Raw genomic sequence first — 24,120 nt, 5'->3', positions numbered from 1 at the left:
ATATGCCAGGCAAACGGGCGAAATAGTCACCAATTTTTGTCAGAAAATTCGCAGAATTCTATCGCTTGATAGAGCAATTGATCACTTCTTCGTCCGATTACTCGGGTCGCACCGGATACCGTTCACCCTTTGCGTTGATAAGGATCAAACGGTCGCTGCTGCGTACAAAGAGGTCACAACGGCCGAAGCCATTGCGGTATTGGATGCAGACGCTGCCATCCTCGGCAATGCTATAGGTTCCAAATACCGATTCCCCACTGGCATAGGTGTAGGAATACGCCCCACCGGCCGAAAACTTGGATTGACCATCGTCGTAAAACGTCAGCGTACGGCCTGCCAATCCGTCCAACTCTTGTGGGTTCAACGGCACATCGCCGGGTTTGGTCAGCCACTCGGCCGCCCAAAGCGGCGTTGCAACAAACATAACAAGGATGAGCAATCGGATCATACCGCTACCCTAACCCGGTCAACAGCAAAACGCGCATAACGTTGCAGTGATCGATCAGGCGACCATCTGTTCCGCTTTCTTCAGGTCGACCGAGACCAACTGGCTGACGCCCTGTTCCTGCATTGTCACCCCGAACAAACGATCCATCCGCGCCATTGTCACCGCATGGTGGGTGATGATCAGAAAGCGCGTGTCAGTCTGACGGCACATCTCATCCAGCAGGTCACAAAAGCGGGTGACGTTGGCGTCATCCAGCGGCGCATCGACCTCGTCCAGCACACAGATCGGTGCCGGGTTGGCGAGGAAGACGCCGAAGATCAGCGCCGTCGCTGTCAGTGTCTGTTCTCCACCCGAAAGCAGGCTGAGGGTCGAAAGCTTCTTGCCCGGTGGCTGGCACATGATCTCAAGCCCTGCATCCAGCGGATCATCGCTTTCGACCATGACCAGATTGGCCTCACCCCCACCGAACAGGTGCTTGAACAGCATGGCGAAGTTCGAATTCACCTGTTCAAACGCGGTTAGCAGACGCTCGCGCCCCTCGCGGTTGAGGCTGGCGATGCCGCTGCGCAGGGCCTTGATCGCCTCTTCCAGATCGGCCTTTTCGCCATTCAGCGTGTCGAATTCTTCCTGAACTTCTTTGGCGTCTTCTTCAGCGCGCAGGTTCACCGCACCCATCGCGTCGCGTTGGCGCTTGTGGCGGTTCACCTCGGATTCCAGCGCATCGGCGGCAGGCATCTGATCGGGATTCACGTCGAGCTGGTTCAGCAACTGGTTCGGAGTCAGTTGCTGATCTTCGGCAATGCGCTCTGCAGCGGCCACGACGCCTTCCTTGGCAGCGTCACAGCGTGCTTCAGCCGCAGCGCGCGCTTCGCGCGCTTCCGAGGCTAGGCGTTCAGCCTCACGCTCGGCCAGCACAACTTCGCGCTGTTGTGTTTCGGCCAAAGAAAGCTTGTCAGCAGCCTCGGCGCGGCGGGCTTCCGCGTCTTCGATCAATTCGTTCAGTTCTTCGCGCGCCTCGGCGATTTCGCCAGGAGTTGCCGTGGCCTCAGCCAGTTCCTCTTCGGAACCTTCCTTGCGTTCAGCCAGTTCCGAGATGCGCTTTTCGGCAGTTTCGAGACGATGTTTCCAACCGCTGAGATCTTTGGTGACTTCCTGGGTACGGCGGGTCCGGGCCTCGCCCTCTCGACGCAGTTCGTCATGGGACGAACGATGGGTGAGCATGGTGATCCGCGCCGCCTCGACCGTTTGTTTGATGTCTTCAACCTGAGCGCGGGCGCTGTCGAGATCGCCCAGACCCGTCAGAGACCCCTCAGCCTCGCGCAGTTGTGCGCGGGCGGCCATGGCGTCTTCTTTGTGGCGGTCTACGGCGAGCGCCAGCGTTTCCAGCTTGCCCTGCGCAAGATTGCGATCCGCCTCGGCCCGGCTTAGCACACGGGCAGTTTCCGCCACGCGTTGATCGGCGGCGCGGCGGGCTTCGCGCGCACGACGGTCAGCTTCGGTCACGTCGGCCAGCTGCTGCGACAGCGCCTCATGTGCGGCACGGGCCCCATCAGCCTGCGCCTCTGTCCTAGTCAGCTCCTGCTTCAGGGCTTCCAGCTTGTTGAGCTGTTCTAATCGCAATGCGGCGGCGCTTGGCGCATCCTCGGCCCAGGCGCGGAACCCGTCCCAGCGCCAGAGATCGCCCGAACGCGACACCAGACGCTGACCGGGTTTCAACGCGGCCTGCAGCCGCGCGCCCTGATCCGCGTCAACCAGCCCGATCTGCGCGATCCGGCGGCTGAGGCGATCAGGCCCCGAGACATGCAAGGCCAGTGGCTCCGCCCCGTCTGGCAGTGATTGGTCGGCGTCATAACCTGCCATCTGAACCCAACCGGATGGGCCGTCTCCTTCGACCAACGGCGCGCGCAGATCATCGGCCAGTGCTGCACCCAGCGCCTTTTCATAGCCGGGTGCAACACGCAGCATATCAAGCACCTGCCCGCCCTCAGCGGTATCGCGTTCCACCAATTTCGCCAGCGCCGTGGTCTCGGCCCGGATCGCGCCCAACTCGCCTTCGGCCTCAGACCGTTGCGCGCGGGCTTCGGCCTCGCGGGCTTGGGTCTCGTTGCGCAATTCATCGGCGGCGGCGAGCGCTTCATCAGCAGCTTCGGCGGCTTCACGAGCTTCTTCTTCACCCTCCTGCGCGGCCTCGAAGGCTGCGCTGGCGCGAGTCAGGGATGTCTTGGCCTCATCTACCGCAACGCGGGCCTTTTCTTCTTCAGCTTCGGATCGGGACAGCGTCTTGCGGCTGTCTTCGACCAAACGCTGTGCCGACTGGTGTCGGGCGACAAGGCGGGCCATGTCTTCGGTTTGTTGTGACAGGTGGTCTTCACGATCCTGCAAAACCGATGCCGCCTCGCGGGCGATTTCTGCAGCCTCGGTCACTTTTTCCTCGTGCCCGTCGGCCGCTTTGGCCAATTCGCGCGATTCCCATTCCAGTCGTTCGATCATCTGGCCCGCATCCCGGTTCAGACCGGTTTCGCGCTCGATATCATTACCCAGCTGCTGAATACGGTTGGTCAGGGTCTCAATCGTCTGGCGCGCCCGGGTTTCCTGATCGGTCAATGCGTCGCGCTGCACCTGCTGGCGTTGCAGCACGGCGGCGGCGATAGCCTCTTCTTCGCGCAGGGGCGGCAGGGTTTCTTCGATCTCAACCCGTTTGGCACCTGCGGCGCGTGCCTCGGCCTCGGCGCGCGAGGCTTCGGTGATCCGTTCGCGCAGCTTGTCCTCGGCCTGCTGGCGGGCCATGTCGGCCTCTTTCCAGCGACGGTATAGCAACATACCCTCGGCCTGACGCAGTTGCTCACCGATCTCACGGTAGCGGGCGGCCTGACGCGCCTGGCGGGCGAGCTGTGCCAGCTGCGTCCCCAACTGTTCCAACACGTCATCCACGCGGGTCAGATTGGATTCCGTTCCCTTCAGTTTCAGTTCCGCCTCGTGGCGTCGCTGATACAGACCTGAAATTCCTGCGGCTTCTTCAAGGATACGACGACGAGAGCGGGGTTTGGCATTGATCAACTCGGCAATGCGGTTTTGCCCCACCAATGCGGGCGAGTGCGCGCCGGTCGAGGCGTCGGCAAACAGCATCTGAACGTCGCGGGCGCGGACGTCTTTGCCATTGGTCTTGTAAGCGCTGCCCACATCGCGGGTGATGCGGCGCACAATCTCAAGCTGGTCACTGTCGTTAAAGCCTGAAGGAGCCAATCGTTCCGAGTTGTCCATGGTCAGGACAACCTCAGCAAAGTTACGGGCAGGACGCGTGGCGGCACCGGCAAAGATCACATCTTCCATTGCGCCACCACGCATGGATTTCGGGCGGTTTTCGCCCATCACCCAGCGCAGAGCTTCCAGAAGATTGGACTTGCCACAACCATTCGGACCCACAACACCGGTCAACCCGTCCGCGATAATCAGATCGGTCGGATCAACAAAGCTTTTGAAGCCGGTCAGTTTGAGTTTGCTAAAACGCAAAGGTGGTGGGTCCCATGATTCCTACGTCAAAGAAGTCTGCGCAAGGGATTGGGGCGAGTCAACGGAGATGCGCAGGATATGGGCTATTGAGCCGAGTTATCCACAACATCTTGGCTGTCTGAGCAGGATTACGCGTTTCAGTAAGGTGTGCATTCGAACACCTGGTACCCGTCATTCTTGCCGTCGCCTTCGTAAATGCCAAAGTCGATACATTCGTAATTTGGTGTCGACACGACCGTCAGCAATAACCGTTCACCTGCCTTACGATCACACCCCAACACCCCAATGGTCACCGCCGCGTCGCCCAGCACATCCAGTATCGGACAGCCCGACACCTGAGCCATAGCCAATGCCGCCCGGTCGCGAATTGGCCCGAGCCTTGGGGCGTATTGAGAGTTCATCCGCACTGCCTCGGCCAGTTCTCCACGCACACGGATGTCGAACACGCTACCGTTCACCGCCACGCGGGTTGCTGGCACGTCGCGAAAATGCGGTGTGCCCGCGGAACATGCGGCCATCAGCAGAGGGGCAAGAAACCGGATCATGCCGCAGCTTTGGGGTAATTTGGTTAACAGAACCTTTCCGGTTTTCGGGTTCCTCCTGTCAGGTTCGCAAAAGCTCTCCCAATCGGCGCACGCCTTCTCGGATTTTCTCCTCGTCGGAATTCGAAAAGCTCAACCGGATAGTGTTGGTGCCGCTTTGGTCAGGAAAGAACGCCCGCCCGGGAACAAAGGCAACTTTGACCGTGTCCAGTGCACGCGTCAGCAGATCAGCCCCGCTAACCTCTTTGGACAAAGTCACCCAGACAAACATGCCACCTTCGGGTTTGGTCCATTCCACACCTTCAGGCATGTGCTGTTCCAAGGCCGTCAGCATGGCGTCCCGCCGAGACCGATAGACGGTGCGCAATGCCGACACATGGGTGTCAAAGCAGGCCTCAGCCACCTGATGCACTGCCATCTGATTGATGGTCGCTGAATGCAGATCCGAGGCCTGCTTCAACAGAACCAGCTGCGAAATGACCGGTTTGGCTGCAACCACCCAGCCCACCCGTAATCCCGGCGACAGGGTTTTAGAGAAGCTGCCACAATAGATGGTCCTGCACGCCTTGATCGATCCCTTTCGGGACAGTTCCAATGCCAGAATTGGCGGGATCGGCGCGCCGTCATATCGAAGCGCCTGATAGGCACCATCTTCGATCACCGCGCAGTTCAGGTCTTCGGCCAGATCAAGTACGGCCTCCCGCCCCCGCAGATCGACTGTTTCACCGGTCGGGTTGGCAAAATCTGCTGAGAGATAGGCAAACTTGACGGCGCCGTCGCCGGCCGCCGCCCTGTATTCTGCAGCGCCCCGATTGCCATTGATGCTCAGTTGATCAAAACGCGGTTCATACGCATCAAACGCATTGATCGCACCAAGATAGGTGGGCCAGCCCACTAATGCTGTATCTCCGGGCGACAAGAAAAGCTTGCCCAAATAGTCCAGCGCTTGTTGAGACCCCGACGTGATCAGCACATTGTCGATGTCACACTCCACACCGATCTGCCGCATATGGTCCACCAGCCATTGGCGCAAAGGAACGTAGCCTTCGCTGATGGAGTATTGCAGCGCCTGGTCCTTGCTCTCTGATCCGAGCGCCGCTTGATACGCTTTGGCGAACTCGTCCGACGGAAAAAGCTTGGGGTCCGGGATGCCTCCGGCAAATGAAATGATGCCGGGTTGATCGAGCAGTTTCAGCAATTCGCGGATTTCCGACGCCTTCATCCGAGAGGCTCGGGTGGCAAATAGCGGGTGCAGGGACATGAGGCTCCTCCGATCTCAATTCGGGGCAGCCTAGGCAGGTGCACAACAAAGTCAACACTGCTGACCCAATGTTTCAATCGGCGTGAACCCGATCTTCTTGAATGTGTCCGGATTACGTGGTCATATGATTTGACCAATTCCGGAAATCACCATGCCTTTCCAAAAAGTTCAGACCGAAAAACTCTCTCTCGCCGTTGTCCGACAGATTGAACTGCTGATCCTGCGCGGCATTCTGAGACCGGGCGAGCGTCTGCCCTCAGAACGCGAGCTGGCCGAGCGTATGGGGGTATCGCGCCCGTCGCTACGCGAAGCGATTTCAGACCTCCAGGACCAGGGGCTGCTGACCGCCAAGGCTGGGTCCGGGATTTATGTGGCCGAGGTGCTGGGATCGGCTTTTTCACCGGCATTGATACAGTTGTTCAGCAGCCATGACGAAGCGGTGTTCGACTATCTATCGTTCCGCCGGGACATGGAAGGGTTGGCCGCCGAACGGGCCACACGGCTTGGATCCGAGAGCGATCTGAAGGTTGTTCAGACGATATTCGATAAGATGGTCGCGGCGCATGACCGAAATGCCACCGAGGAAGAGGCGCAGCTGGACGCCCAGTTTCACATGGCCATCATCGAAGCCAGCCATAACGTCGTGATGCTGCACATGATGCGGTCGATGTTCGATCTGCTGCGTCAGGGTGTATTCTATAACCGCCAGATGATGTTCCAGCAGCGCACAACGCGCGACGCCATTCTGGATCAGCACCGCGCGATCAACGATGCATTACAAGACCGCGACCCCAAAGGTGCACGTGAAGCCGTCGAGCATCACCTGGGGTTTGTCGAACGCTGTATGGCGGATCAGCAGAAAGCCGCGCGGAACGAAGCGATTGCGCAGCAGCGGTTGGATCATGAAACCGCGCAGGGCTGATACAAATAGCGCGCAACGCTGAGGCTTATCTGGTCAATGCACATCCAGATCCGGTTTGCGCAATTCGCTAAAGTGGCCGAACTCTTAAGGCAAAGAAAAACCCGAGGGCCTTAGGCTCTCGGGTCATCATCTATTTGCTGTAAGGCCGATTAGTGCAGTTTTTCACCGACATCCGCAATAGAGGCGTCGATCAGCTTATTTGCCTGCGCAGCGGTCATTTGCTTGGCCAGCACGGCGTTGGCGGCGGAAACCGCAACGGTGATGGCCTGATCGCGAACTTCCTTGACGGCCGACGCTTCAGCCGAAGCGATCTGATCCTGTGCCGCAGCCAGACGGCGGGCAATGGATTGTTCCAGGTCAACCTTGGCCTGTTCGGCAGCAAGCACGGCGTCTTCTTTGGCGGCCGCAACGATGGCGTCCGCTTGACCCTGAACTTCGCGCTGCTTGCGTTCGTACGAGGCCAGCAGACTGCGGGCTTCTTCGTGCAGGGCACGGGCTTCGTCCAGTTCGGACTTGATGCCTTCGGCACGATTGTCCAGCGCACCGCCAATCATGCCCGGTACCTTGAAGTAGAAAAGGACCGCGATGAAGACGATGAAGCCCAGCAGCACGACAAAATCGGTATTGCCAAGCGAAAAGAACGGACCACTTGCGGCCAGCGCAGGGCTGGCAGTGCCAACGGTCAGGATAAGGGCAAGAGTATTCCGCATGTCACTTATCCTTTCGTCTGCGCGTCAACGGCACCGTCGATGGCTTTGGCATCTGCCTTGCCACCCAGTGCAGTGACCAGTTCAGCTGCTGTATCCTTGGCAACCACTTGAATACTATCCAGCGCGCTGGCCCGGATGCCGGCAATTGCCTTTTCCGATTCAGCCGTTTTGGCAGCAATTTCCAAGTCTGCCATGGCAATCGCGTCATCCAGACCGGACTGGATTTCAGCGCGGGCCTCGGCAGCAATACGCTGTGCCTCGGCGCGGGCATCGGCCAACGCCTTGTTGTAGGCCTCTTCAGCTTCAACAGCCTTGGCCTTCAGGTCTTCGGCTGCAGCCAGGTCATTTGTAATGGTCCCCTGACGTTCCGCCAGGATTGCCGCGATGCGAGGCAAGGCCACGCGGGACAGGACCAGAAAGATGACGACCAGCGTAATGACCAGCCAGAAAATCTGGTTGGGGAACCAATCGAAGCAGAGCTGCGGCATACCGATGGCAGAGCCATAAGCGTCGACGCACGAGCCAGCTATTTCTTCGGCAATGGGTTCAGTCGCCATGTTGTCCTCCGTCGGAACGTTGTCTTTACAACAGGTAGGCCGCTATGGCTTGGGCCCACCTGCGCGTAAGGATCAGGTTCCGCTGGTTAGACGGCGAACATCAGCAGCAGCGAGACCAGGAATGCGAAGATCCCCAGGGCTTCTGCGAATGCGATACCGATGAACAGGGTTGCGGTCTGCGAAGCAGCCGCCGAAGGATTGCGCAGGGCGCCGGCCAGGAAGTTGCCTGCTACGTTGCCCACCCCGATTGCGGCTGCGCCGGAACCGATTGCTGCCAGGCCTGCGCCGATGTGTGCGAGATCGCCTTCCATGATATTTCTCCTTACGAATTGGAAGTTTCGATGTTTGGGTATCGGACCTTAGTGCGACGGATGCAGCGCATCCTTCAGATAAACGCAGGTCAGAATGGTGAATACGTAGGCCTGGATAAAGGACACAAGGACCTCGAGGCCGTACATTGCGGTGATCGCCAGAACGGACACGGGCGAGATCACGGCAATCGCGGCAAAGCCTGCGAACACCTTGATAACCGCGTGGCCTGCCATGACGTTACCGGCAAGACGAATAGAGTGGCTGACCGGGCGTACGAAGTACGAGATCAGCTCGATGATCGCCAGGACAGGGCGCAGCGCCAGAGGCGCGCTGGACACCCAAAACAGACCCAGGAAAGCGGCGCCGTTCTTGACGAAACCAAGGATGGTCACGGTCAGGAACACGGCCAGCGCCAACGGGATGGTCACGGCGAAATGCGATGTGGTGGTGAATGATGTCGGGATCATACCCAGGAAGTTCGCACAGACAATGAACATGAACAGCGTCATGACATAGGGAAAGTATTTGACGCCTTCCTTGCCACAAATGTCTTCCAGCATCTTGTAGATAAAGCCGTAGGCCAATTCGGCGACCGACTGCATCCGGGTCGGAACAATCGCGCGCTTCGAGGTGCTAAGAACCAACAGACCAAAGATCGCGGCAATGGCCAGGAACATCCACAGGGTCACGTTGGTGGGCGTGTACCAGGCAATCGCACCGTCGCCAAACAACGGCTTGACGATGAACTGGTCCATCGGGTGGAATACCAGGCTGCTGCCTTCTGCTGCGGTGGTCTCAGTCGCCACGTTCAGTCCCTCTCGTCCTTATCGGTGGCCTCGGCCGCCGTTTGTTTCTCTTGAGCCTGTTGTGCGCTGCGGAGCATAACCTTTACCCCGGCGACAAGACCCAGCAATGTGAACAGCACCAGAAAGATCGGGAGCGTCCCGAACAGGCTGTCGAGCCCGTATCCGATGCCAAATCCGATCCCCAGACCGGATACCATTTCGATGACCATCCGCCAGGCAAGCTCGCCCCCCGAATAGTCAGCGTCTGCGCGGGTCTCAGGCTGTTTGGCCTTTTTCGCCGCATCGATCTTGGCCTCCAGCTGCGCCATACGCTGCTTTTGGTCATCATCGGTCACGGGCGTTTTCCTCGCACAGTCTTGAAGCTAGGTGCTAAGGGCGCGCGGCCACAGAGTCAACGCCATTGACCGCCGCAATTGACGCAGCTCAACCTATTGATTCATAAATACTAAACCGACATCCAATGAAGACCACTCTGTCCAACAAGACCCCGCCGCGGCTACAAACCCGCGAAATCGTATATTCAACCAAATGGTTGACCAAACTCAGGCACTGTGGTTCAGCAAAAGCATGTCCAAAGATCTCGACACTGTATTTGCCGCCCTTGCCGATCCGACCCGCCGCGCCATCCTGGCCATGCTGCTTGAGGATGATATGGCCGTGACAGATGTGGCTGAACCGTTTGAGATATCGCTGGCCGCAATCTCAAAACATCTGGTCATCCTGACCAAGGCTGGTCTGATTTCACAGGAAAAACGCGGGCGTGTGAAATGGTGCAAGCTGGAGCCCGACGCCTTGCGGGCTGCGTCTGTCTGGATGCAGGGTTTTGGTCAATTCGAACCCGTCAACCTGGACGCGTTCGAAAGGTTTCTGGAAATTGAGCTTCCGGCAACGGACGACACCTAGGTTGGGCCTATCTAACCACGAATACCGACACCTTAGCGTGCTTGGCCAGATATCCCGCATGGCTTGAGAATATATAATCGGTGATCCGCGGCGCGTGCGTTCCCACGACGATCAGATCGGCGCCGATTTCTTCTGCGGCGCGTGTGAGATCCCCATCAACTTCGGCTGCCACGTCAACCGAATGAATGTTGCGCGTTTCTACCTGCGACCCGCTTTGTTCGGCCAGTTGGTCGGCAAACGCCGCGAGGTCCTTGGCAATCGCCGAGTCGGATTGGGTGACATCGCCGGGTTGCGTACCGGTTACACTGACTGCGGTGATCCTGGCATTCTGCCATTTGGCCACCTCTGCCGCGACCTTGGTGGCTTTGTGTACCTCTGGCGGCATATGCAGATCAACTGGGATCATGATGTGGTCGAACATAGCTTTCTCCTCTTATTCACAAGGATGGTAGAAGGGACGCTCGATAGTGGCCTTGATCTGCCTCAAGAGGTGTTGTGGCGGCAAACCCACCCGGGGTTATCCTTCCTGACTGTATTCCACGCCAAAAACAACTCCGGTCGGGCCGGCCTGACACAGCCAGGGTGCTTCGGCGCCGACGACCGAGACCGTCGTGACCGATCCGGTCGGCACCGATTGCGTCGATACGGCGGTTACGTCGCTTGCACGCACGCCGGTTTGGGCCGAGACGAGTGCCTCGCAACTGGCTTGCAAATCGGAAACGTCCGAGCTGCTTTGAGTGCCCGGTGCGCATGCGCCTAAAACAAACAGAATGGAAACGTAGTAAAGTCGGTTCATAATAAAGCCTTTAGGTCTGCGGCCAGATCAGGGGCTGGCCTTTCCTTTTGATGCTGCCAGAACCTGCCCGGAAAGCAAGTTTCAACCAGGATTACTTTGCTTAGGCGCAGAGCTTGAAATCTCGTCTTTCAGCAGCAAAAGCAAAGCGACGATCGTCAATACCACGCCAATGATGATCAGCCCTGGCGGCACACCGTTTCCTAACGCGACCTCCCACAAGATCACCCAGCTGGGCACCAGATAAGTATAAGCCATGACCTTGGCCGATGGCAGGCGCAGCGCAGAGAACTGCACCAGAACAAAGCTGGCTGCAGTGGCAAAAAAGGACAGGTACAAAAGGCCGATCCAGACAATCCCAGGTAAAGCGGCCCAATCGGTTGCAACAATATCGGACCATCCAAAAACACCAAGCAACAGACAACCGGCCAGCAATGTGCCAAAGGTGAACACCACTGCGGGCTCGCCCCGGTTCAGTTTCTGAACCATCGGTGTGTATACTGCATGCGCCGCACAACCGCAAAAGTAGATGATTTCCCCCATACCAATCTCAAAGGCCCGAAACGCCTGCCAGTCTGCGCGAAATATCACCCATAACGCGCCAACGGCGCCGACGGTGAGGGCCAAAGCCATGCGTGACGTGGTGACCTGCCGCAAAAGAAACCACCCGGCAACAGCCGACATCACCGGGGTCAGGGTGAACACCGCTGCTGCGCTGACCGGCCGCGCGGTCTTGAGGCCGTAAAACATCAGCACAAAATAGGTCGCGAACAAGCCGCCTAATATGAAGTACCGCCAGGGCGCTTGCATGGCGTCCCGTGACACCCCTGTCGTAATCAGTGCAGCAACCCCGATCACCACCGCCGCGATGGCAAATCGAACTGCGTTCAACGCGGCCGGAGCGATTTCATTGGCAATCATCGACCCAAGTGAGAAACTGCCTGCGACCAGTGCCGAGAACACCAGCATGGCCAGATGGCCACGCGCCTGTGCGCTCATGGCAGCCAGCCCTTGGCCTGTTCTTTCAGGTATTTCAAAAAGGCCTGCACCTTGGTTGTGCGATGCAAATCGACATGGGTCACAAGCCACAGCTTGCCAGACCATTCCGGTAGCGGGTCCATGACCTCTTCCAACTCGGGGAGGCGCGCCGCTTCCCATCGGGCCATGAACCCGATCCCGGCCCCGGCCCGGACTGCCTCGCCACCCGTGAAGTTGTTCGAACAGCGGAATGTGATCGCCTGGGCGGGGGCATTGGCACGCAACCACCGCGAAAACGGGGCGCGGCTGTTTTCATCATCGTTGCCGACAAAGGCGTGGTTGGCGAAATCCTCCACACCAGAAGGCTTGCCGCGCCGCGCGATATAGTCCTTGCTCGCAAACAGTCCGACCTCTTGCGGAATAAACGGCTGCACCACATTGTCGGGCTGGTCGGGGGCGGCCCCGGCCCGGATGGCGACATGCGCTTCGCCATATTCAAGCCGGAACAGGCGATCACCGGTCAAATAGCGCACGATCAAATCAGGATGGGTTCTTTGAAACTCGCTGAGTGTCGGCACAATCAAAGGGGCCAATGAGGCCAGCGAGGTTACAACCAATTCGCCCGAGACGTCATCCCCCCGACCTTTCATCCGACCGACAAGCTGGTTGAACTGATCTTCGGTGGCCTGAGCCACCCGCAACAGATCTTCTCCGGCCTCGGTCGGCGTATAGCCACGCGCGTGACGCTGGAACAGTTTGACGCCCAACCGGGCTTCGATTGCGTCGATGTGACGGATCACCGTGGCGTGGTGGACGCCCAATACTTCGGCAGCGCCGCTGACCGTTCCCATCCGCGCCACCTGATAGGCGGTTCTCACTTCGTCCCAATTATCCATGGCAGTGCCGTCTTTGTGCAATTTCTAACAGTAACTGTTGATATATCCGAGTTTTGTTCGTGAGTGCAACATTCATATTGAAGGGAAGCCAAAGACCAACCCTCTCAAAGGACGCCAAGACATGACCAAAACTATCCTTCACATCGACGCCTCGGCCCGCCGCACCGGTTCAGCAACCCGCGATCTTTCCAATCGGATCGTCAGGCACCTGGGTGCCAACCGCATCATCCGGCGTGATCTGGCCAGCCCTCTGCCGCTGCTGACCGAAGACTGGATTGCTGCAAACTTCACACCTGCCGAAGACCGCGACTCGGTACAGCGTGATCGGCTGGCCCTGTCGGACGAGTTGGTACAGGAGCTGCAGGATGCGGACACGATTGTTATCGGTTTGCCGATCTACAACTTTTCGGTGCCCGCAGCGTTCAAGGCCTGGATCGACCTTGTTGCCCGCGTCGGCCTGACATTCAGCTACAGCGAAAACGGCCCTAAAGGGTTGCTGGAAGGCAAGCGCGCCGTTCTGGCCATCGCCTCGGGCGGAACGGCTGTCGGATCCGAGGTCGACTATGCTTCGGGCTATGCCCGCCATGTGCTGGGCTTCATCGGAATCACCGATGTCGATGTCGTCGCCGCCGATCAAATGGCGCTGGACCCTGAAAACACCCTCGGCACCGCACAAAAGGCTGTAAGCGAGCTGGCCGCCTAATCCCCCTCTGGTGCTGTGCCGCCAAAACGTCCAATCTGTTCAGAGGTTTCTCTCGGCAGATTGGACGTTTTGTCATGAAAAAGATCGGAATTCTTGGGGGCGTCGGCTGGGCATCGACCGTAGACTACTACCGGGCCATCGCTGAAGGTGCGAGCAGGCACTTTGCCAAATGCGGCCACGGATCCCCGCTTCCGATCCCACAGATGACAATCGAATCTGTTGTGCAGGCCCACACGCGCGCGTTGCGAGGGATGGCCGGTGATGAAGACAGCTGGGCAGATTTCGATGCAGTGTTTCGTGCGGCTTTGCTGACTCTGGAGCGGGCCGGATGTGATTTTGGGATTATCGCATCCAATACGCCGCATGCCCGCCTGCATGCGATCCGGCGCGGTGTAACCATGCCGATCCTCAGCATTTTTGACGCGACCGCCAAAGCAACCGCCAAAACCGGGGCTGAAAAGGCGCTGGTCCTCGGCACTTCGGTGACGATGGAAGCTCGCAACTACGCTGACCGGCTTTCGGTTGAAGGTATTTCGGCAAACGAACGCTTGCCCCAGCCCGAGATCGCAAAAATGCAGTCGATGATCGATACCGATTTCTATGGCGGAGCCTCCGAGAACGCACGCGGCCGGCTGCTGGCTTATTGCAACAGGCACGCCACGCCGGGCACCGCCATCCTGCTGGCCTGTACCGAATTACCGCTGGCCTTTCCAAACCATTTGGATGATCCGGTGTTCAAGGCCGCGGGGCATCTGTTTGTTAACCCGTCCGCAGCCCATGTTGCTGCGGCCCTGACCGAAGCGCTTGAGGAAGGCTGAGCCTTAGTTCACTGCAGCCAGCCTACTTCACATTTGATTTGGTCAAAGAAGGCCATCACATCCCCACGGGCCATCGCGACAGTTCTGTCATTGACCAACGGGTGCATATTAATGACATCTGCCTGCTGCGCGGCAGCGTCCATGAAGAACCGCACGTTGTTTTGTACGCCATTTATCATCGCCAGCGGGCTGACCGCGCCGGGGCGAATACCGAGGTTCTGGAACAGGCGATCAGCTGAACCAAAAGATAGGCTTCCCACAGCAAGCTCGGCGCCCAGCGCTTTGAGTTCAATCTCGCGGCTTTGCTCCAGCGTGACCAGATAGTTCCGTTTCTTCTTGTCGCGCAGATATAGGTTCTTGAGGCGCAGGGTGCTCTCGCCGGGCACCAGAAACTGATCTTCCACACCTTTCGCATCTTCGACAGTGCGCAGCGGGACATGAGTATGCAGCCGGTAGGTCAGGCCCCAGGCATCCAGCTGCGCCAGCAGTGCGTCGGAACTGAGCGGCAATGTGTCCTGAAAAGTGGATGATGCGCCCATGGGAGCCTCCTGTTTCATGCGCTCATCGCGTATCTCGTGGGCAAATTCAAGCCACGACAACCTGCAATCTCAGTGTTAGCGTGCCGCCATGAAAGTGACGCGCAACACTCCGGACCAACTGATTCTATCCAACACGCCCTGGCTGATCGGTATCATGTTGGCGATCTTTATCCTATGCTTTGTCGGCGCAGGCCTCTTCATGGCCACCGAAGGGGGTGAGGGCGTCTGGTTCGGCATAATCTTTGCTCTGTTCGGTGGTGGGTTGGGCTTTGGCGCGTTCTGCATCTTTGTACGCCGCGTTCAGGTCATATTGGACCGCAAAAGCAATAGTATCCTGATCCGTCGCCAATCGCTCTTTGGATACGACTCTGTAGAACATGAGCTGTCGAACCTGTCTCATGCCGAGGTCGAAACCACCACCTCAACCCGCGACAGGACCACGTCCAAGATGCATCGTCCCGTTCTGATCCTGGAAAAGGGTATGAGCGCTGGTCGTCACCCGATTGTCGAAGCCTATGTCAGTGGACGCGGCGCGCAGCGGATGGTCGATGCGGTCAATGCCTGGCATCCGAAGCGCAAGGTTGACTCTGACAGCCAATCGGCCTAAAGCCCCCTCCAAACATCCGGAAGCGTTTGATCTTCCGGTCCCTTGAGTAGTTCAGGGATCGCCCCCCACCAGCGAGTTTCGCCCGTGGGGGCAATTGTGCATTTAACCGGCGTTTCCTACCTAGGAAGTGCCACAAGATAACCGGCTAAGGAGGCCGCAGGCATGTTTGAAAATCTATCCGAACGCCTCTCTGGCGTCTTTGACCGGCTGACCAAGCAAGGTGCCCTTTCCGAGGAAGACGTCAAAACCGCCCTGCGCGAGGTTCGGGTTGCCCTGCTTGAGGCCGATGTCTCGCTGCCGGTCGCGCGCGAATTCGTCAAGAAGGTGCAGGATCAGGCCACCGGTCAGGCTGTTACCAAATCGATTACCCCTGGTCAGCAGGTCGTCAAGATCGTGCATGACTCGCTGGTCGAGGTGCTGCGCGGCGAAGAGGACCCAGGCGTTCTGAAGATCGACAACCCGCCTGCCCCGATCCTGATGGTTGGCCTTCAGGGCTCGGGTAAGACGACCACGACCGGCAAGCTGGCCAAGCGCCTGAAGGAGAAAGAAGGCAAGAAGGTCCTGATGGCCTCGCTCGACGTCTATCGCCCGGCGGCGATGGATCAGTTGGCCGTGCTGGGTACTCAGGTCGGAGTCGACACCCTGCCGATCGTGCCAGGGCAGAAGCCAGTCGATATCGCCAAACGCGCCAGGCAGCAGGCAACGCTGGGCGGCTATGACGTCTATATGCTGGATACCGCAGGTCGATTGCACATCGACGAAGTGCTGATGCAGGAAGTCGAAGACGTTCGCAATGCGGTCGACCCTCGTGAAACCCTGCTGGTTGTCGATGGCCTGACCGGTCAAGTCGCCGTTGAAGTGGCCGAAGAATTCGAAGCCAAGATCGACATCTCGGGCGTGGTTCTGACCCGGATGGACGGCGACGGGCGCGGCGGTGCGGCTCTGTCGATGCGCGCGGTCACCGGCAAGCCGATCCGCTTTGTCGGTCTGGGCGAGAAGATGGACGCGCTCGAAACATTCGAGCCGGACCGGATCGCCGGTCGTATTCTGGGCATGGGAGACATCGTTGCTCTGGTCGAAAAGGCCCAGGAAACGATGGAGATGGAACAGACCGAGCGCATGATGAAGCGCATGGTCAAAGGTCAGTTCAACATGAACGACCTGAAGATGCAGCTGGAACAGATGATCCAGATGGGCGGCATGCAAGGCATGATGGGCATGATGCCGGGCATGGGCAAGATGGCCAAGCAGGTCGAAGAAGCGGGCATGGATGACAAAGTGCTCAAGCGCCAGATCGCCATGATCCAGTCGATGACCAAACGCGAACGCGCCAACCCTCAATTGTTGCAAGCGAGCCGCAAGAAGCGCATCGCGGCAGGTTCCGGCATGGAAGTCAGCGACCTCAATAAGCTGCTCAAGATGCACCGACAGATGTCGGACATGATGAAGAAGATGGGCAAGATGGGCAAAGGCAAGATGCTGAAGCAGGCCATGAAAGGCATGTTTGGCAAAGGCGGCCCCTCGCCCGAGGATATGGCAGCGGGCATGGATCCCAAGGCGATGGAACAGGCGGCCAAGGCGATGGGAGGCAAGATGCCCGGTATGCCTGGAATGGGTGGCGGCATGGCCCTGCCCCCGGGTTTGAGCGGTTTCGGAAAGAAAAAGTGACACCAGCACGCTGCACCCAGCCCCCGTCCGGAAAGGCGGCGATGGCAGCAGCGCAATATCGCGCGGCCCTGCCGGTCATTCAGACCCGGCGGCTGGTTCTGCGTGCACCCACTCTGGATGACCTGCCGGTGTGGACTTCAATCTGCAACGAGAGCTTCGGCGATACTGAGCAGGAAGCGTGGACAGAGTTTTCCTACTACACTTCCGGCTGGCTTCTGCATGGTCACGGCCTGTTTTCGGTCACGCTTAAGGAGGATGATCAGGTCGTCGGCTTCGTCATTCTCGGCCTCGAATGGGACGACCAAGAGCCGGAGCTTGGCTACATGTTCCGCACCGAACACCATATGAAAGGCTATGCGACCGAGGCTTGCACGGCTGTGCGAGATTTCGGCTTTGACCTGTTGGGATTGGGGCAATTCGTAAGCTACGTGTCACAATCGAATACCCGCTCGAACGCTCTTGCGGAACGGCTAGGCGCATTACGGGACAAGACCGCTGAAGGTGCCTTTAGCAATGATCAGCATGTCTGGCGGTATGGCGAGGCGCAGGCATGACACTCGCAATGAACATCCCCCGACTTGAAACCGAGCGCCTGATCCTGCGCGCACCTTGCGAAGCGGACGTTGCAGCCGAGGCAGAGTTCTTTGCCAGCGACGCCTCAAAATTTGTCGGCGGGCCGAAGCGCCACGACGAGACATGGCGGGCCATCGCAATGCTGCTGGGCCATTGGGCGATGCGCGGCTATGGCTTCTGGGGTGTCGAGGAAAAGGACACCGGCACATATGTCGGCCATGTCGGACTGTGGTTCCCACACAGCTGGCCCGAACCCGAGATCGGCTGGACCCTGATGAACAACGCCACCGGTAAGGGTTATGCGACCGAGGCTGCGCTGGCCGCGCGCGCGCATGCATATGACGTTCTGGGTTGGGAAACGGCGATCTCACTGATCGATCCTGATAATCTGGGCAGCAAAGCGGTTGCGGAACGCATGGGCGCACAGTTCGATTACACGTTCGAGCATCCGGCCTTTGGCACGATGAATGTCTGGCGACACCCCGCCCCGTCTGATCTGGCGAACGGCGGGGTGGAGGCCTACGCATGACCTCAGCAGCAAATCCTCAACTTGAAACTGAACGTCTGATCCTTCGTGGCCCTTCGCCTGACGATGTCGCTCCGATGTTCGAGTTCTTCAAATCCGATCACAGCCTGTTCTACGGTGGCCCAATGACGGAAGCCGAGGCGTGGCGCAAGCTGACGCTATATGCTGGGCAGTGGACTTTGTGCGGCTATGGCTTGTTCTCGATTTACCGAAAGGCCGATATGGCCATGGCTGGGATGGCCGGGCCCTATCATCCGATTGATTTTCCGGAACCCGAGATGTCATGGCTGGTTGTCGGGCCTGAATTCGAAGGGCAAGGGCTGGCACGCGAGGCTTGCCAAACCGTCCTTTCACATTTGTTCAAGGAATTGGGTTGGACCAGCGTTGTCAGCTATATCGACACCGGAAACATCCGTTCGCAGAAGCTGGCTGAGCGGCTGGGGGCATCTTTGGACCAGAACGCGGTGGTTCCGCTGGAAAACTGCATAGCCTACCGTCACAGGCCGCAGTCAGGCGAGGGGCAGTGATGCAAAGCAGCTTTGTAATCCCTCACGTCGAGACCGACCGCCTGATCCTGCGCGCGCCGCATCTGGATGATCTGCCCGCAATGACCGCATTCTTTGCGACCGAGCGCAGCTATATGGTGGGTGGTCCCAAAGACGCGTTCGAGTGCTGGAGTTCGCTGTCAAACAGGCTGGGGCATTGGGCGCTGCGCGGTTTTGGCCTGTGGCACCTGACCGAAAAGGCCAGCGGCACATTCGTGGGATGGACCGGTATGATTTACGTGCCAGGCTGGGCTGAGCCCGAGTTGGGCTGGGCGCTGATGGCAGAGGCCGAGGGCAAAGGGCTGGGGTCCGAGGCTGCGACGGCGGCACGGGATTATGCCGCGCAGCATCAGGACCTGAACGGTGTCATTTCGTACATCGCACATGCCAACGATCGCTCTCGTGTGCTGGCCAGACGCCTGGGTGCAACGCTGGAGCATGAAAACGCCGAGCTGTTGGGCAAACGCGCCCAGATCTGGCGACACCCAAAGATTGACGTGAATACCCCTGCTTTGACCGCTGAGAGGACCGGCCAATGACCAACCCCGTGACACAGGCTGCCACGCTGTTGAAAGAGCATCGCGAAAGCATCGACCGGCTGGATGCGATCCTCGTCTATACGCTGGGCGAGCGGTTCAAACACACCCAGGCCGTTGGCAAGCTCAAGGCCACACACGACCTTCCCCCGTCCGATCCGTCGCGCGAAGCCGCGCAGATCGCACGGTTAGAAGACCTGGCGAAAGAGGCCGATCTGGACCCCGATTTCGCCAAGGCTTTTCTGAACTTCATCATTCAGGAAGTCATCCGACACCACAGGAAACATCAAAAGTGAACCTTTGGTTCAACAAACACCAGAAATAACCGGACATCTTCCGGTCACGCCATTCAAAGGAGATACCACCATGGCAATGAAAATTCGTCTCGCCCGCGGCGGCTCGAAAAAGCGTCCCTTCTACCGCATCGTGGCTGCTGACAGCCGCATGCCGCGCGACGGCCGTTTCATCGAAAAGCTGGGCACCTACAACCCGCTGCTGCCGAAAGACAGCGAAGAGCGCGTAAAAATGGATGTTGAGCGCGTTCAGTACTGGCTGGATCAGGGCGCACAGCCCACCGACCGTATCGCACGTATGCTGGAAGCAGCCGGCACCCGTGACAAAGCCGAGCGCAACAACCCCAACAAGGGCACCCCGGGCAAGAAAGCTCAGGAACGTGCGGAAGAGAAGGCTGCGAAGGCTGCTGAAGCTACTGAGGCAGCCGAAGCTCCTGCCGAAGAAGCGGCTGCGGAAGAATAAGCAGGCGAGCGCGTGCAGGATCAGGCGTTCACTGACGATTTTCGCACGCAGTTCGATCTGTTGATGCGGCTCCGGCGCGATGTGCGCCGGTTTCGCACTGACGCGATAGACGAGGCAGTGCTGACGCGCTGCCTCGACGCGTTTCAATTGGCCCCCTCGGTGGGGCTGAGCGAACCCTGGCGGGTGATCCGCGTTGAAAGCTCAGAGGCACGGGCCGCAGCGCTGAAGAATTTCCAAACAGCCAACGACGCTGCCCTTCGTGGATACTCCGGTGAGAAGGCGCAGCTTTACAGCCGCCTGAAACTGACGGGCATGCAAGATGCCCCGGTGCAGCTGGCCGTCTTCTGCGACGATGCCACCAACAAAGGGCAAGGTCTGGGTGCGGGCACCATGCCCGAGATGCGGCGGTATTCCGTGGTTTCGGCCATCACCCTGTTCTGGCTGTCATTGCGGGCACAGGGGCTGGGTTTGGGATGGGTGTCCATCCTTGACCCCGACAAGATGGCCCAGGACTTGCGAGTCCCTCTTGATTGGCGACTTATCGGGTATTTCTGCGTTGGCTGGCCTGAAGAACCCTCGGAGACGCCCGAGCTTGAGCGTGTCGGCTGGGAAATCCGCGACGGCTGCCTGCCCATCGAAACGCGGTGATTGATAGTGTTTGGACTGATACGACTTCCCATCCTGCTGCTGATCGCATTTATTGTCGGCGTGTTCTTTGAACGCAGCAATCAGCGCGAGGCCTGTGCCGAGCGAGGTAAATGGCAGGACGGTGTATGTGTAACAACGGCGGGATCAAATGACTGATCTGATCTGTGTCGGCAGTATTGCGGGCTCTTACGGGGTACGCGGTGAGGTACGGCTGAAGAGCTTTTGCGCTGTGCCGGAAGATATCGAGACCTATTCCCCACTAACAGATGAGGCGGGCCAAGAGCGTTATCCTGTGGTTCTGACCCGCCCGATAAAAAACGGCTTTGCCGCCCGATTGGGTGGGATCGAGACCAAGGAACAGGCTGACGCGATCAACGGCTTGCGCCTTTATGCCAGGCGCGACCAGTTGCCGTCGCTTCCCGATGACGAATTCTACCACACCGATCTGATCGGGCTTGATGTGTATGACACAGGTGGCACGTTGCTGGGCCAGGTTAAATCCGTGCAAAACCATGGCGCGACAGATTTGCTGGAGCTTCACGGAGCGGGATTGAAATCAACGGTTCTGCTGCCCTTCACCCTGGAGGCGGTACCCACAGTCGATCTGGATCAGGGTCGTATCGTTGCTGACCCGCCCGAAGGCTTGATCTGATGCGGCGCGTCCTGCTGCATCTAGGGCTACACAAAACCGGCACCACAGCGGCGCAATCCTTTCTGTACGAAAACCGCGAGCTGATCTGGCCGCATTTCTCATTAGCCCTCCCCTATAAGACCCGCAAGGCCGGGTTGTCCGAGGCTGCTACACGCCATTCGATTTACCGTTTGGATTCAACGCTTTCAGACTTCGGAATCCGAATGAACGACTTTCTGGGCAAGCTGGATTTCGGCACCCGCCGCGGGTTGATCCTAAGCGAAGAGAATTTCTCCGGACTGCGGCCAAGCCGAAACCGCGTCGAAGGCTACGCGGCAGCGCCTGATCTTGTGGCAACTGTCGTCAGCGCTGTTCATCGTCGGTTTCTTGGGGAAGAGGTCGACATGACTGTGTATCTGTCCCTGCGACAGCGGGACAGCTGGCTTTACAGCTTGTGGGCACATGACTTGCAACACAGCCGGGTCGTGCGGGATTTTGATGAGTTCTGCGCAGATCTGGATCACTTGCCAGATCTTCAGGACACTGCGGACACCATACGCAAAAGGCTTCCATCGGTCACTGTCCAGACCGCATGGTTGGAAGACCTGCAAAAACGCCAATTCGGCCCCGGCGCGCCATTTGCTGAATTTCTGGACCTTTCGCAAAGCAAGGCCTTGCGGCTTGTAGCCCCCGATCGAACCAACTCCAGCCCGTCCAAAGAGGTACTGGCTGACCTATTGGCGCTGAACCGTTCGTCGCTGGAAGATGCGGCGCTGAACGCCCGAAAGAAAGCGGTCGTCGAAACCAGCCAGAGCGAAATGATCGGTCAAAAATGACAGAGAAGCCCACCAAATCCCACGGCCGCAAGGCGCTGCGCCCAACGCTGAAACCGCGCGAGCTGGTGACACCCACGCCAGATTTGCAAGGCGTGTGGAAGACCAAGATCATTACCCTGTTCCCGTCGGCTTTTCCCGGTGTTCTGGGTGAAAGCCTGACCGGCAAAGCCCTGCAAGAAGGGCTGTGGCAGATGGAAACCGTGGATCTGCGACAGTTTGGGATTGGCAAACACCGCAACGTTGATGACACACCCGCAGGGGGCGGCGCGGGCATGGTGCTGCGTGCCGACGTTTTAGGAGCGGCGATCGAGCATACAATGGCAGGTGTTCAGGGCAACTGGCCGCTGATCTATCTCAGCCCACGCGGACGCCGCATGGACCAGCGCATGATGCAGAACCTGGCGCGCTGCGATGGTATGACCTTGCTATGTGGCCGTTTCGAAGGTGTGGATGAACGTGTGCTCGAACACTACGGGGTCCAGGAAGTGTCGCTGGGGGACTTTGTCATGACCGGCGGGGAAATCGCTGCGCAAGCCCTGATTGACGCCACCGTTCGGCTGATCCCCGGCGTTCTGGGAAACCAAGCCTCGACCGAGGAAGAAAGCTTTTCGTCCGGTCTGCTGGAACATCCGCAATATACCCGCCCAGCCGAGTGGAACGGCCGCCCGATCCCGGACATCCTTATGTCCGGCCACCATGGGCGCATCGAAGAATGGCGTCACAACAAAGCCAAGAATATAACCCGGGAAAGAAGGCCGGACGTGTGGGAAGAATATGTTTCTTCCCAAGAGGATAACGCGGATTAGCGGTGTCGATGTGTGTCGCACCTGCAGCAGTGATCGGCGGATACACAACGAACATCCTTCTGACGGGAATCCTGATTGGCGGCGGCACGGTCGCAACCGACGACGTGCCTAAGATCTAAGAGCCGCCAGCTTTCCATTGAGCCCAGGTTTCCGGCGTGCCGTTGAACGTGTTGATATCGACCCGACCGCGCACGCCGGGCACCAAACCGGTGCCCGTGTATTGCCAGAACCGCCAAAGTGCCCGCGGGTAGACCTGACGCGGGTGACCCGCCACCGATCTGAGCCAGAACTCGGTCCGAGGTAGCCGCGCGATATCTGTGTCCTCGAAAAAGTCCACGGTGGTGTAGACGATGGGCCGGCGGCCATAGTGACGTTCCAGAATATCAAGGAACCTTTGGGCTTCGGCGCGCACCGTCGCACCGTCGGGGCGCAATGTGCAGGTTCTGGAATGCGGCGTCCACTCCATGTCTAGGACATGCGGCAGGTCGGCACCTTTCGGGACATTCTGGATAAACCAACGGGCTTGTTCCCGCGCCGGACGGCAGAAGTAATAGTAGTGATACGCCCCCCAAGGCACCCCCGCCGCCTGCGCACCACGGCGGTGGTCGTCAAACAGCGGATCGGCAACATCCCCGCCTTCCGTTGCTTTCAAAAACGCAAAGCTGACCCCCGAAGCCTTGGCTGTGCGCCAATCAATCGGCCCCTGCCAGCGCGAGACATCGAGCCCATGAACAGGGTATAGACCGGGATGTCGCCCTTCCCATTCATGTGGGTCATCGTCGCCAAAATCGGGATAGACAACCGATGGTGCTGTTCTGTCGACGCCCGGTGTGGGTTCGATCACCTGAGGTTGCGGGCCGCCACGCCCGCAAGACACAAGCACAGCACCTGCAAATGCCAGCAAAAGCGCAAATCGCATGATGTGTTCCTGTTCTAAATTTCTGCTCTTTTAATTAGCTTCAGAATGCCCAATCATGGACGTAAGGCAACGCTGCATTTTGTAAATGGCGGAATCCCACCAGCCCGTGCTGCAAATCACAGCGATTTAGTCTTGATCCTTCGCCGCAAAGCCCTTACACGACCGCAATCCGGTGCCGCTTTTTGCGACTCCGGTGTTTTGGTTTGCATCATGGCGTGACGTCCTGCTTTCTTCAGCCCGGACGCGACGTGGCGGACTACACCAAAGGAACATTCGATCTGACCTCTGGCGGGCTGTACGCAGGACCCGGTGAAGACCAAGAGCTCTCAGGCCGTGCCCAAACTTCGTGGACCAACCACGAGCATATAGGA

32 protein-coding genes are annotated in these 24,120 nt (G+C 58.6%); 17 read left to right on the top strand and 15 right to left on the bottom strand.

Annotation, left to right across the window (positions count from 1 at the left end; translation table 11 throughout):
• Window positions 1–97 precede the first annotated feature (97 nt).
• The 4 genes from ACR0BU_RS19680 to ACR0BU_RS19665 form a co-directional block, all read right to left on the bottom strand.
• On the bottom strand, window positions 98–448 hold the full coding sequence (locus ACR0BU_RS19680) for a hypothetical protein (RefSeq protein WP_480738645.1): 351 nt from the start codon (window positions 446–448) through the stop codon (window positions 98–100).
• Window positions 449–502: 54 nt separating this feature from the next.
• Complete coding sequence (locus ACR0BU_RS19675) at window positions 503–3,958, bottom strand: chromosome segregation SMC family protein (RefSeq protein WP_480738643.1); 3,456 nt, start codon at window positions 3,956–3,958, stop codon at window positions 503–505.
• 137 nt (window positions 3,959–4,095) lie between these two features.
• Window positions 4,096–4,503, bottom strand: coding sequence for a hypothetical protein (locus ACR0BU_RS19670; RefSeq protein WP_480738641.1), 408 nt, complete (start codon window positions 4,501–4,503; stop codon window positions 4,096–4,098).
• Window positions 4,504–4,561: 58 nt separating this feature from the next.
• A complete protein-coding gene (locus tag ACR0BU_RS19665; RefSeq protein WP_480738640.1) occupies window positions 4,562–5,761 on the bottom strand; it encodes an aminotransferase-like domain-containing protein in 1,200 nt (399 codons plus the stop codon).
• 151 nt (window positions 5,762–5,912) lie between these two features.
• On the opposite strand from ACR0BU_RS19665, the gene ACR0BU_RS19660 reads away from it, so the two are divergent.
• Window positions 5,913–6,683: a FadR/GntR family transcriptional regulator gene (locus tag ACR0BU_RS19660; RefSeq protein WP_300071865.1), complete on the top strand. Its 771-nt coding sequence runs from the start codon at window positions 5,913–5,915 to the stop codon at window positions 6,681–6,683.
• Between the two features lie 149 nt (window positions 6,684–6,832).
• On the opposite strand, the gene ACR0BU_RS19655 is transcribed toward ACR0BU_RS19660, so the two are convergent.
• The 5 genes from ACR0BU_RS19655 to ACR0BU_RS19635 all read right to left on the bottom strand — a co-directional run bounded on the left by ACR0BU_RS19655 (window position 6,833) and on the right by ACR0BU_RS19635 (window position 9,403).
• Window positions 6,833–7,393: a F0F1 ATP synthase subunit B gene (locus ACR0BU_RS19655; protein ID WP_298937123.1), complete on the bottom strand. Its 561-nt coding sequence runs from the start codon at window positions 7,391–7,393 to the stop codon at window positions 6,833–6,835.
• A 5-nt stretch (window positions 7,394–7,398) separates the two neighbouring features.
• Entirely contained in the window at window positions 7,399–7,950 is a 552-nt protein-coding gene (locus ACR0BU_RS19650; RefSeq protein ID WP_298937124.1) for a F0F1 ATP synthase subunit B', read from the bottom strand.
• 86 nt (window positions 7,951–8,036) lie between these two features.
• Complete coding sequence (locus tag ACR0BU_RS19645; protein WP_005981269.1) at window positions 8,037–8,261, bottom strand: F0F1 ATP synthase subunit C; 225 nt, start codon at window positions 8,259–8,261, stop codon at window positions 8,037–8,039.
• A 48-nt stretch (window positions 8,262–8,309) separates the two neighbouring features.
• Window positions 8,310–9,068, bottom strand: coding sequence for a F0F1 ATP synthase subunit A (locus tag ACR0BU_RS19640; RefSeq protein ID WP_298937125.1), 759 nt, complete (start codon window positions 9,066–9,068; stop codon window positions 8,310–8,312).
• A gap of 2 nt (window positions 9,069–9,070) precedes the next feature.
• Window positions 9,071–9,403: an AtpZ/AtpI family protein gene (locus tag ACR0BU_RS19635; RefSeq protein ID WP_298937126.1), complete on the bottom strand. Its 333-nt coding sequence runs from the start codon at window positions 9,401–9,403 to the stop codon at window positions 9,071–9,073.
• A gap of 232 nt (window positions 9,404–9,635) precedes the next feature.
• On the opposite strand from ACR0BU_RS19635, the gene ACR0BU_RS19630 reads away from it, so the two are divergent.
• Window positions 9,636–9,971: an ArsR/SmtB family transcription factor gene (locus ACR0BU_RS19630; protein WP_298937127.1), complete on the top strand. Its 336-nt coding sequence runs from the start codon at window positions 9,636–9,638 to the stop codon at window positions 9,969–9,971.
• 7 nt (window positions 9,972–9,978) lie between these two features.
• Here ACR0BU_RS19630 and ACR0BU_RS19625 read toward each other — a convergent pair whose 3' ends face one another.
• From ACR0BU_RS19625 to ACR0BU_RS19610, 4 genes are all read right to left on the bottom strand, one after another.
• On the bottom strand, window positions 9,979–10,392 hold the full coding sequence (locus ACR0BU_RS19625) for a universal stress protein (RefSeq protein WP_299892287.1): 414 nt from the start codon (window positions 10,390–10,392) through the stop codon (window positions 9,979–9,981).
• A gap of 96 nt (window positions 10,393–10,488) precedes the next feature.
• Entirely contained in the window at window positions 10,489–10,767 is a 279-nt protein-coding gene (locus ACR0BU_RS19620; RefSeq protein ID WP_298937129.1) for a hypothetical protein, read from the bottom strand.
• A gap of 81 nt (window positions 10,768–10,848) precedes the next feature.
• Window positions 10,849–11,763, bottom strand: coding sequence for a DMT family transporter (locus ACR0BU_RS19615; RefSeq protein ID WP_480738637.1), 915 nt, complete (start codon window positions 11,761–11,763; stop codon window positions 10,849–10,851).
• Entirely contained in the window at window positions 11,760–12,638 is an 879-nt protein-coding gene (locus tag ACR0BU_RS19610) for a LysR family transcriptional regulator (RefSeq protein ID WP_298937131.1), read from the bottom strand. Before ACR0BU_RS19610 ends, ACR0BU_RS19615 begins: the two co-directional genes overlap by 4 nt.
• 121 nt (window positions 12,639–12,759) lie before the next feature.
• Here ACR0BU_RS19610 and ACR0BU_RS19605 point away from each other — a divergent pair, with 121 nt between their 5' ends.
• The gene (locus tag ACR0BU_RS19605) at window positions 12,760–13,341 is read left to right on the top strand and encodes an FMN-dependent NADH-azoreductase (protein WP_298937132.1); all 582 of its coding nucleotides are present in this window, start codon (window positions 12,760–12,762) and stop codon (window positions 13,339–13,341) included.
• A gap of 74 nt (window positions 13,342–13,415) precedes the next feature.
• Window positions 13,416–14,159, top strand: a complete 744-nt coding sequence (locus ACR0BU_RS19600) for an aspartate/glutamate racemase family protein (RefSeq protein WP_298937133.1) — start codon at window positions 13,416–13,418, stop codon at window positions 14,157–14,159.
• Window positions 14,160–14,167: 8 nt separating this feature from the next.
• Here ACR0BU_RS19600 and ACR0BU_RS19595 read toward each other — a convergent pair whose 3' ends face one another.
• Window positions 14,168–14,698 (bottom strand): prolyl-tRNA synthetase associated domain-containing protein, encoded by a 531-nt coding sequence (locus tag ACR0BU_RS19595; RefSeq protein ID WP_480738634.1) that lies wholly within the window; start codon window positions 14,696–14,698, stop codon window positions 14,168–14,170.
• An 88-nt stretch (window positions 14,699–14,786) separates the two neighbouring features.
• Between ACR0BU_RS19595 and ACR0BU_RS19590 the strand changes: the two genes are divergently transcribed.
• From ACR0BU_RS19590 to trmD, 13 genes are all read left to right on the top strand, one after another.
• A complete protein-coding gene (locus ACR0BU_RS19590; RefSeq protein ID WP_480738632.1) occupies window positions 14,787–15,305 on the top strand; it encodes a hypothetical protein in 519 nt (172 codons plus the stop codon).
• A gap of 162 nt (window positions 15,306–15,467) precedes the next feature.
• A complete protein-coding gene (gene ffh, locus ACR0BU_RS19585; protein WP_480738631.1) occupies window positions 15,468–16,973 on the top strand; it encodes a signal recognition particle protein in 1,506 nt (501 codons plus the stop codon).
• Window positions 16,970–17,527, top strand: a complete 558-nt coding sequence (locus ACR0BU_RS19580; protein ID WP_480738629.1) for a GNAT family N-acetyltransferase — start codon at window positions 16,970–16,972, stop codon at window positions 17,525–17,527. Before ffh ends, ACR0BU_RS19580 begins: the two co-directional genes overlap by 4 nt.
• An 8-nt stretch (window positions 17,528–17,535) precedes the next feature.
• Entirely contained in the window at window positions 17,536–18,075 is a 540-nt protein-coding gene (locus ACR0BU_RS19575; RefSeq protein ID WP_480738628.1) for a GNAT family N-acetyltransferase, read from the top strand.
• A complete protein-coding gene (locus ACR0BU_RS19570; protein WP_480738627.1) occupies window positions 18,072–18,599 on the top strand; it encodes a GNAT family N-acetyltransferase in 528 nt (175 codons plus the stop codon). The genes ACR0BU_RS19575 and ACR0BU_RS19570 overlap by 4 nt, the downstream gene beginning before the upstream one ends.
• Window positions 18,599–19,156: a GNAT family N-acetyltransferase gene (locus ACR0BU_RS19565; protein WP_480738626.1), complete on the top strand. Its 558-nt coding sequence runs from the start codon at window positions 18,599–18,601 to the stop codon at window positions 19,154–19,156. The genes ACR0BU_RS19570 and ACR0BU_RS19565 overlap by 1 nt, the downstream gene beginning before the upstream one ends.
• Window positions 19,153–19,449: a chorismate mutase gene (locus ACR0BU_RS19560; protein ID WP_298937139.1), complete on the top strand. Its 297-nt coding sequence runs from the start codon at window positions 19,153–19,155 to the stop codon at window positions 19,447–19,449. Before ACR0BU_RS19565 ends, ACR0BU_RS19560 begins: the two co-directional genes overlap by 4 nt.
• Before the next feature lie 70 nt (window positions 19,450–19,519).
• A complete protein-coding gene (rpsP, locus tag ACR0BU_RS19555; RefSeq protein WP_298937140.1) occupies window positions 19,520–19,909 on the top strand; it encodes a 30S ribosomal protein S16 in 390 nt (129 codons plus the stop codon).
• Window positions 19,910–19,921: 12 nt separating this feature from the next.
• Window positions 19,922–20,557: a 5,6-dimethylbenzimidazole synthase gene (gene bluB, locus ACR0BU_RS19550; protein ID WP_480738624.1), complete on the top strand. Its 636-nt coding sequence runs from the start codon at window positions 19,922–19,924 to the stop codon at window positions 20,555–20,557.
• Window positions 20,558–20,563: 6 nt separating this feature from the next.
• The gene (locus ACR0BU_RS19545; protein WP_298937142.1) at window positions 20,564–20,713 is read left to right on the top strand and encodes a hypothetical protein; all 150 of its coding nucleotides are present in this window, start codon (window positions 20,564–20,566) and stop codon (window positions 20,711–20,713) included.
• A complete protein-coding gene (gene rimM / locus ACR0BU_RS19540) occupies window positions 20,706–21,209 on the top strand; it encodes a ribosome maturation factor RimM (protein WP_480738622.1) in 504 nt (167 codons plus the stop codon). The genes ACR0BU_RS19545 and rimM overlap by 8 nt, the downstream gene beginning before the upstream one ends.
• Window positions 21,209–22,024 carry a hypothetical protein gene (locus tag ACR0BU_RS19535; RefSeq protein ID WP_480738620.1) on the top strand — a complete coding sequence of 272 codons (816 nt, stop codon included), beginning with the start codon at window positions 21,209–21,211 and terminating at the stop codon, window positions 22,022–22,024. Before rimM ends, ACR0BU_RS19535 begins: the two co-directional genes overlap by 1 nt.
• Window positions 22,021–22,830: a tRNA (guanosine(37)-N1)-methyltransferase TrmD gene (gene trmD / locus ACR0BU_RS19530; RefSeq protein ID WP_480738619.1), complete on the top strand. Its 810-nt coding sequence runs from the start codon at window positions 22,021–22,023 to the stop codon at window positions 22,828–22,830. Before ACR0BU_RS19535 ends, trmD begins: the two co-directional genes overlap by 4 nt.
• A 115-nt stretch (window positions 22,831–22,945) precedes the next feature.
• Here trmD and ACR0BU_RS19525 read toward each other — a convergent pair whose 3' ends face one another.
• Window positions 22,946–23,749 carry a glycoside hydrolase family 25 protein gene (locus tag ACR0BU_RS19525; protein ID WP_298937146.1) on the bottom strand — a complete coding sequence of 268 codons (804 nt, stop codon included), beginning with the start codon at window positions 23,747–23,749 and terminating at the stop codon, window positions 22,946–22,948.
• Window positions 23,750–24,120: the final 371 nt, after the last annotated feature.

This window comes from Ruegeria sp. CK2 (genome assembly GCF_056536585.1).
The sequence above is the reverse complement of the archived record's forward strand: the minus strand, read 5'-3'. Positions and strand labels throughout refer to the sequence as shown.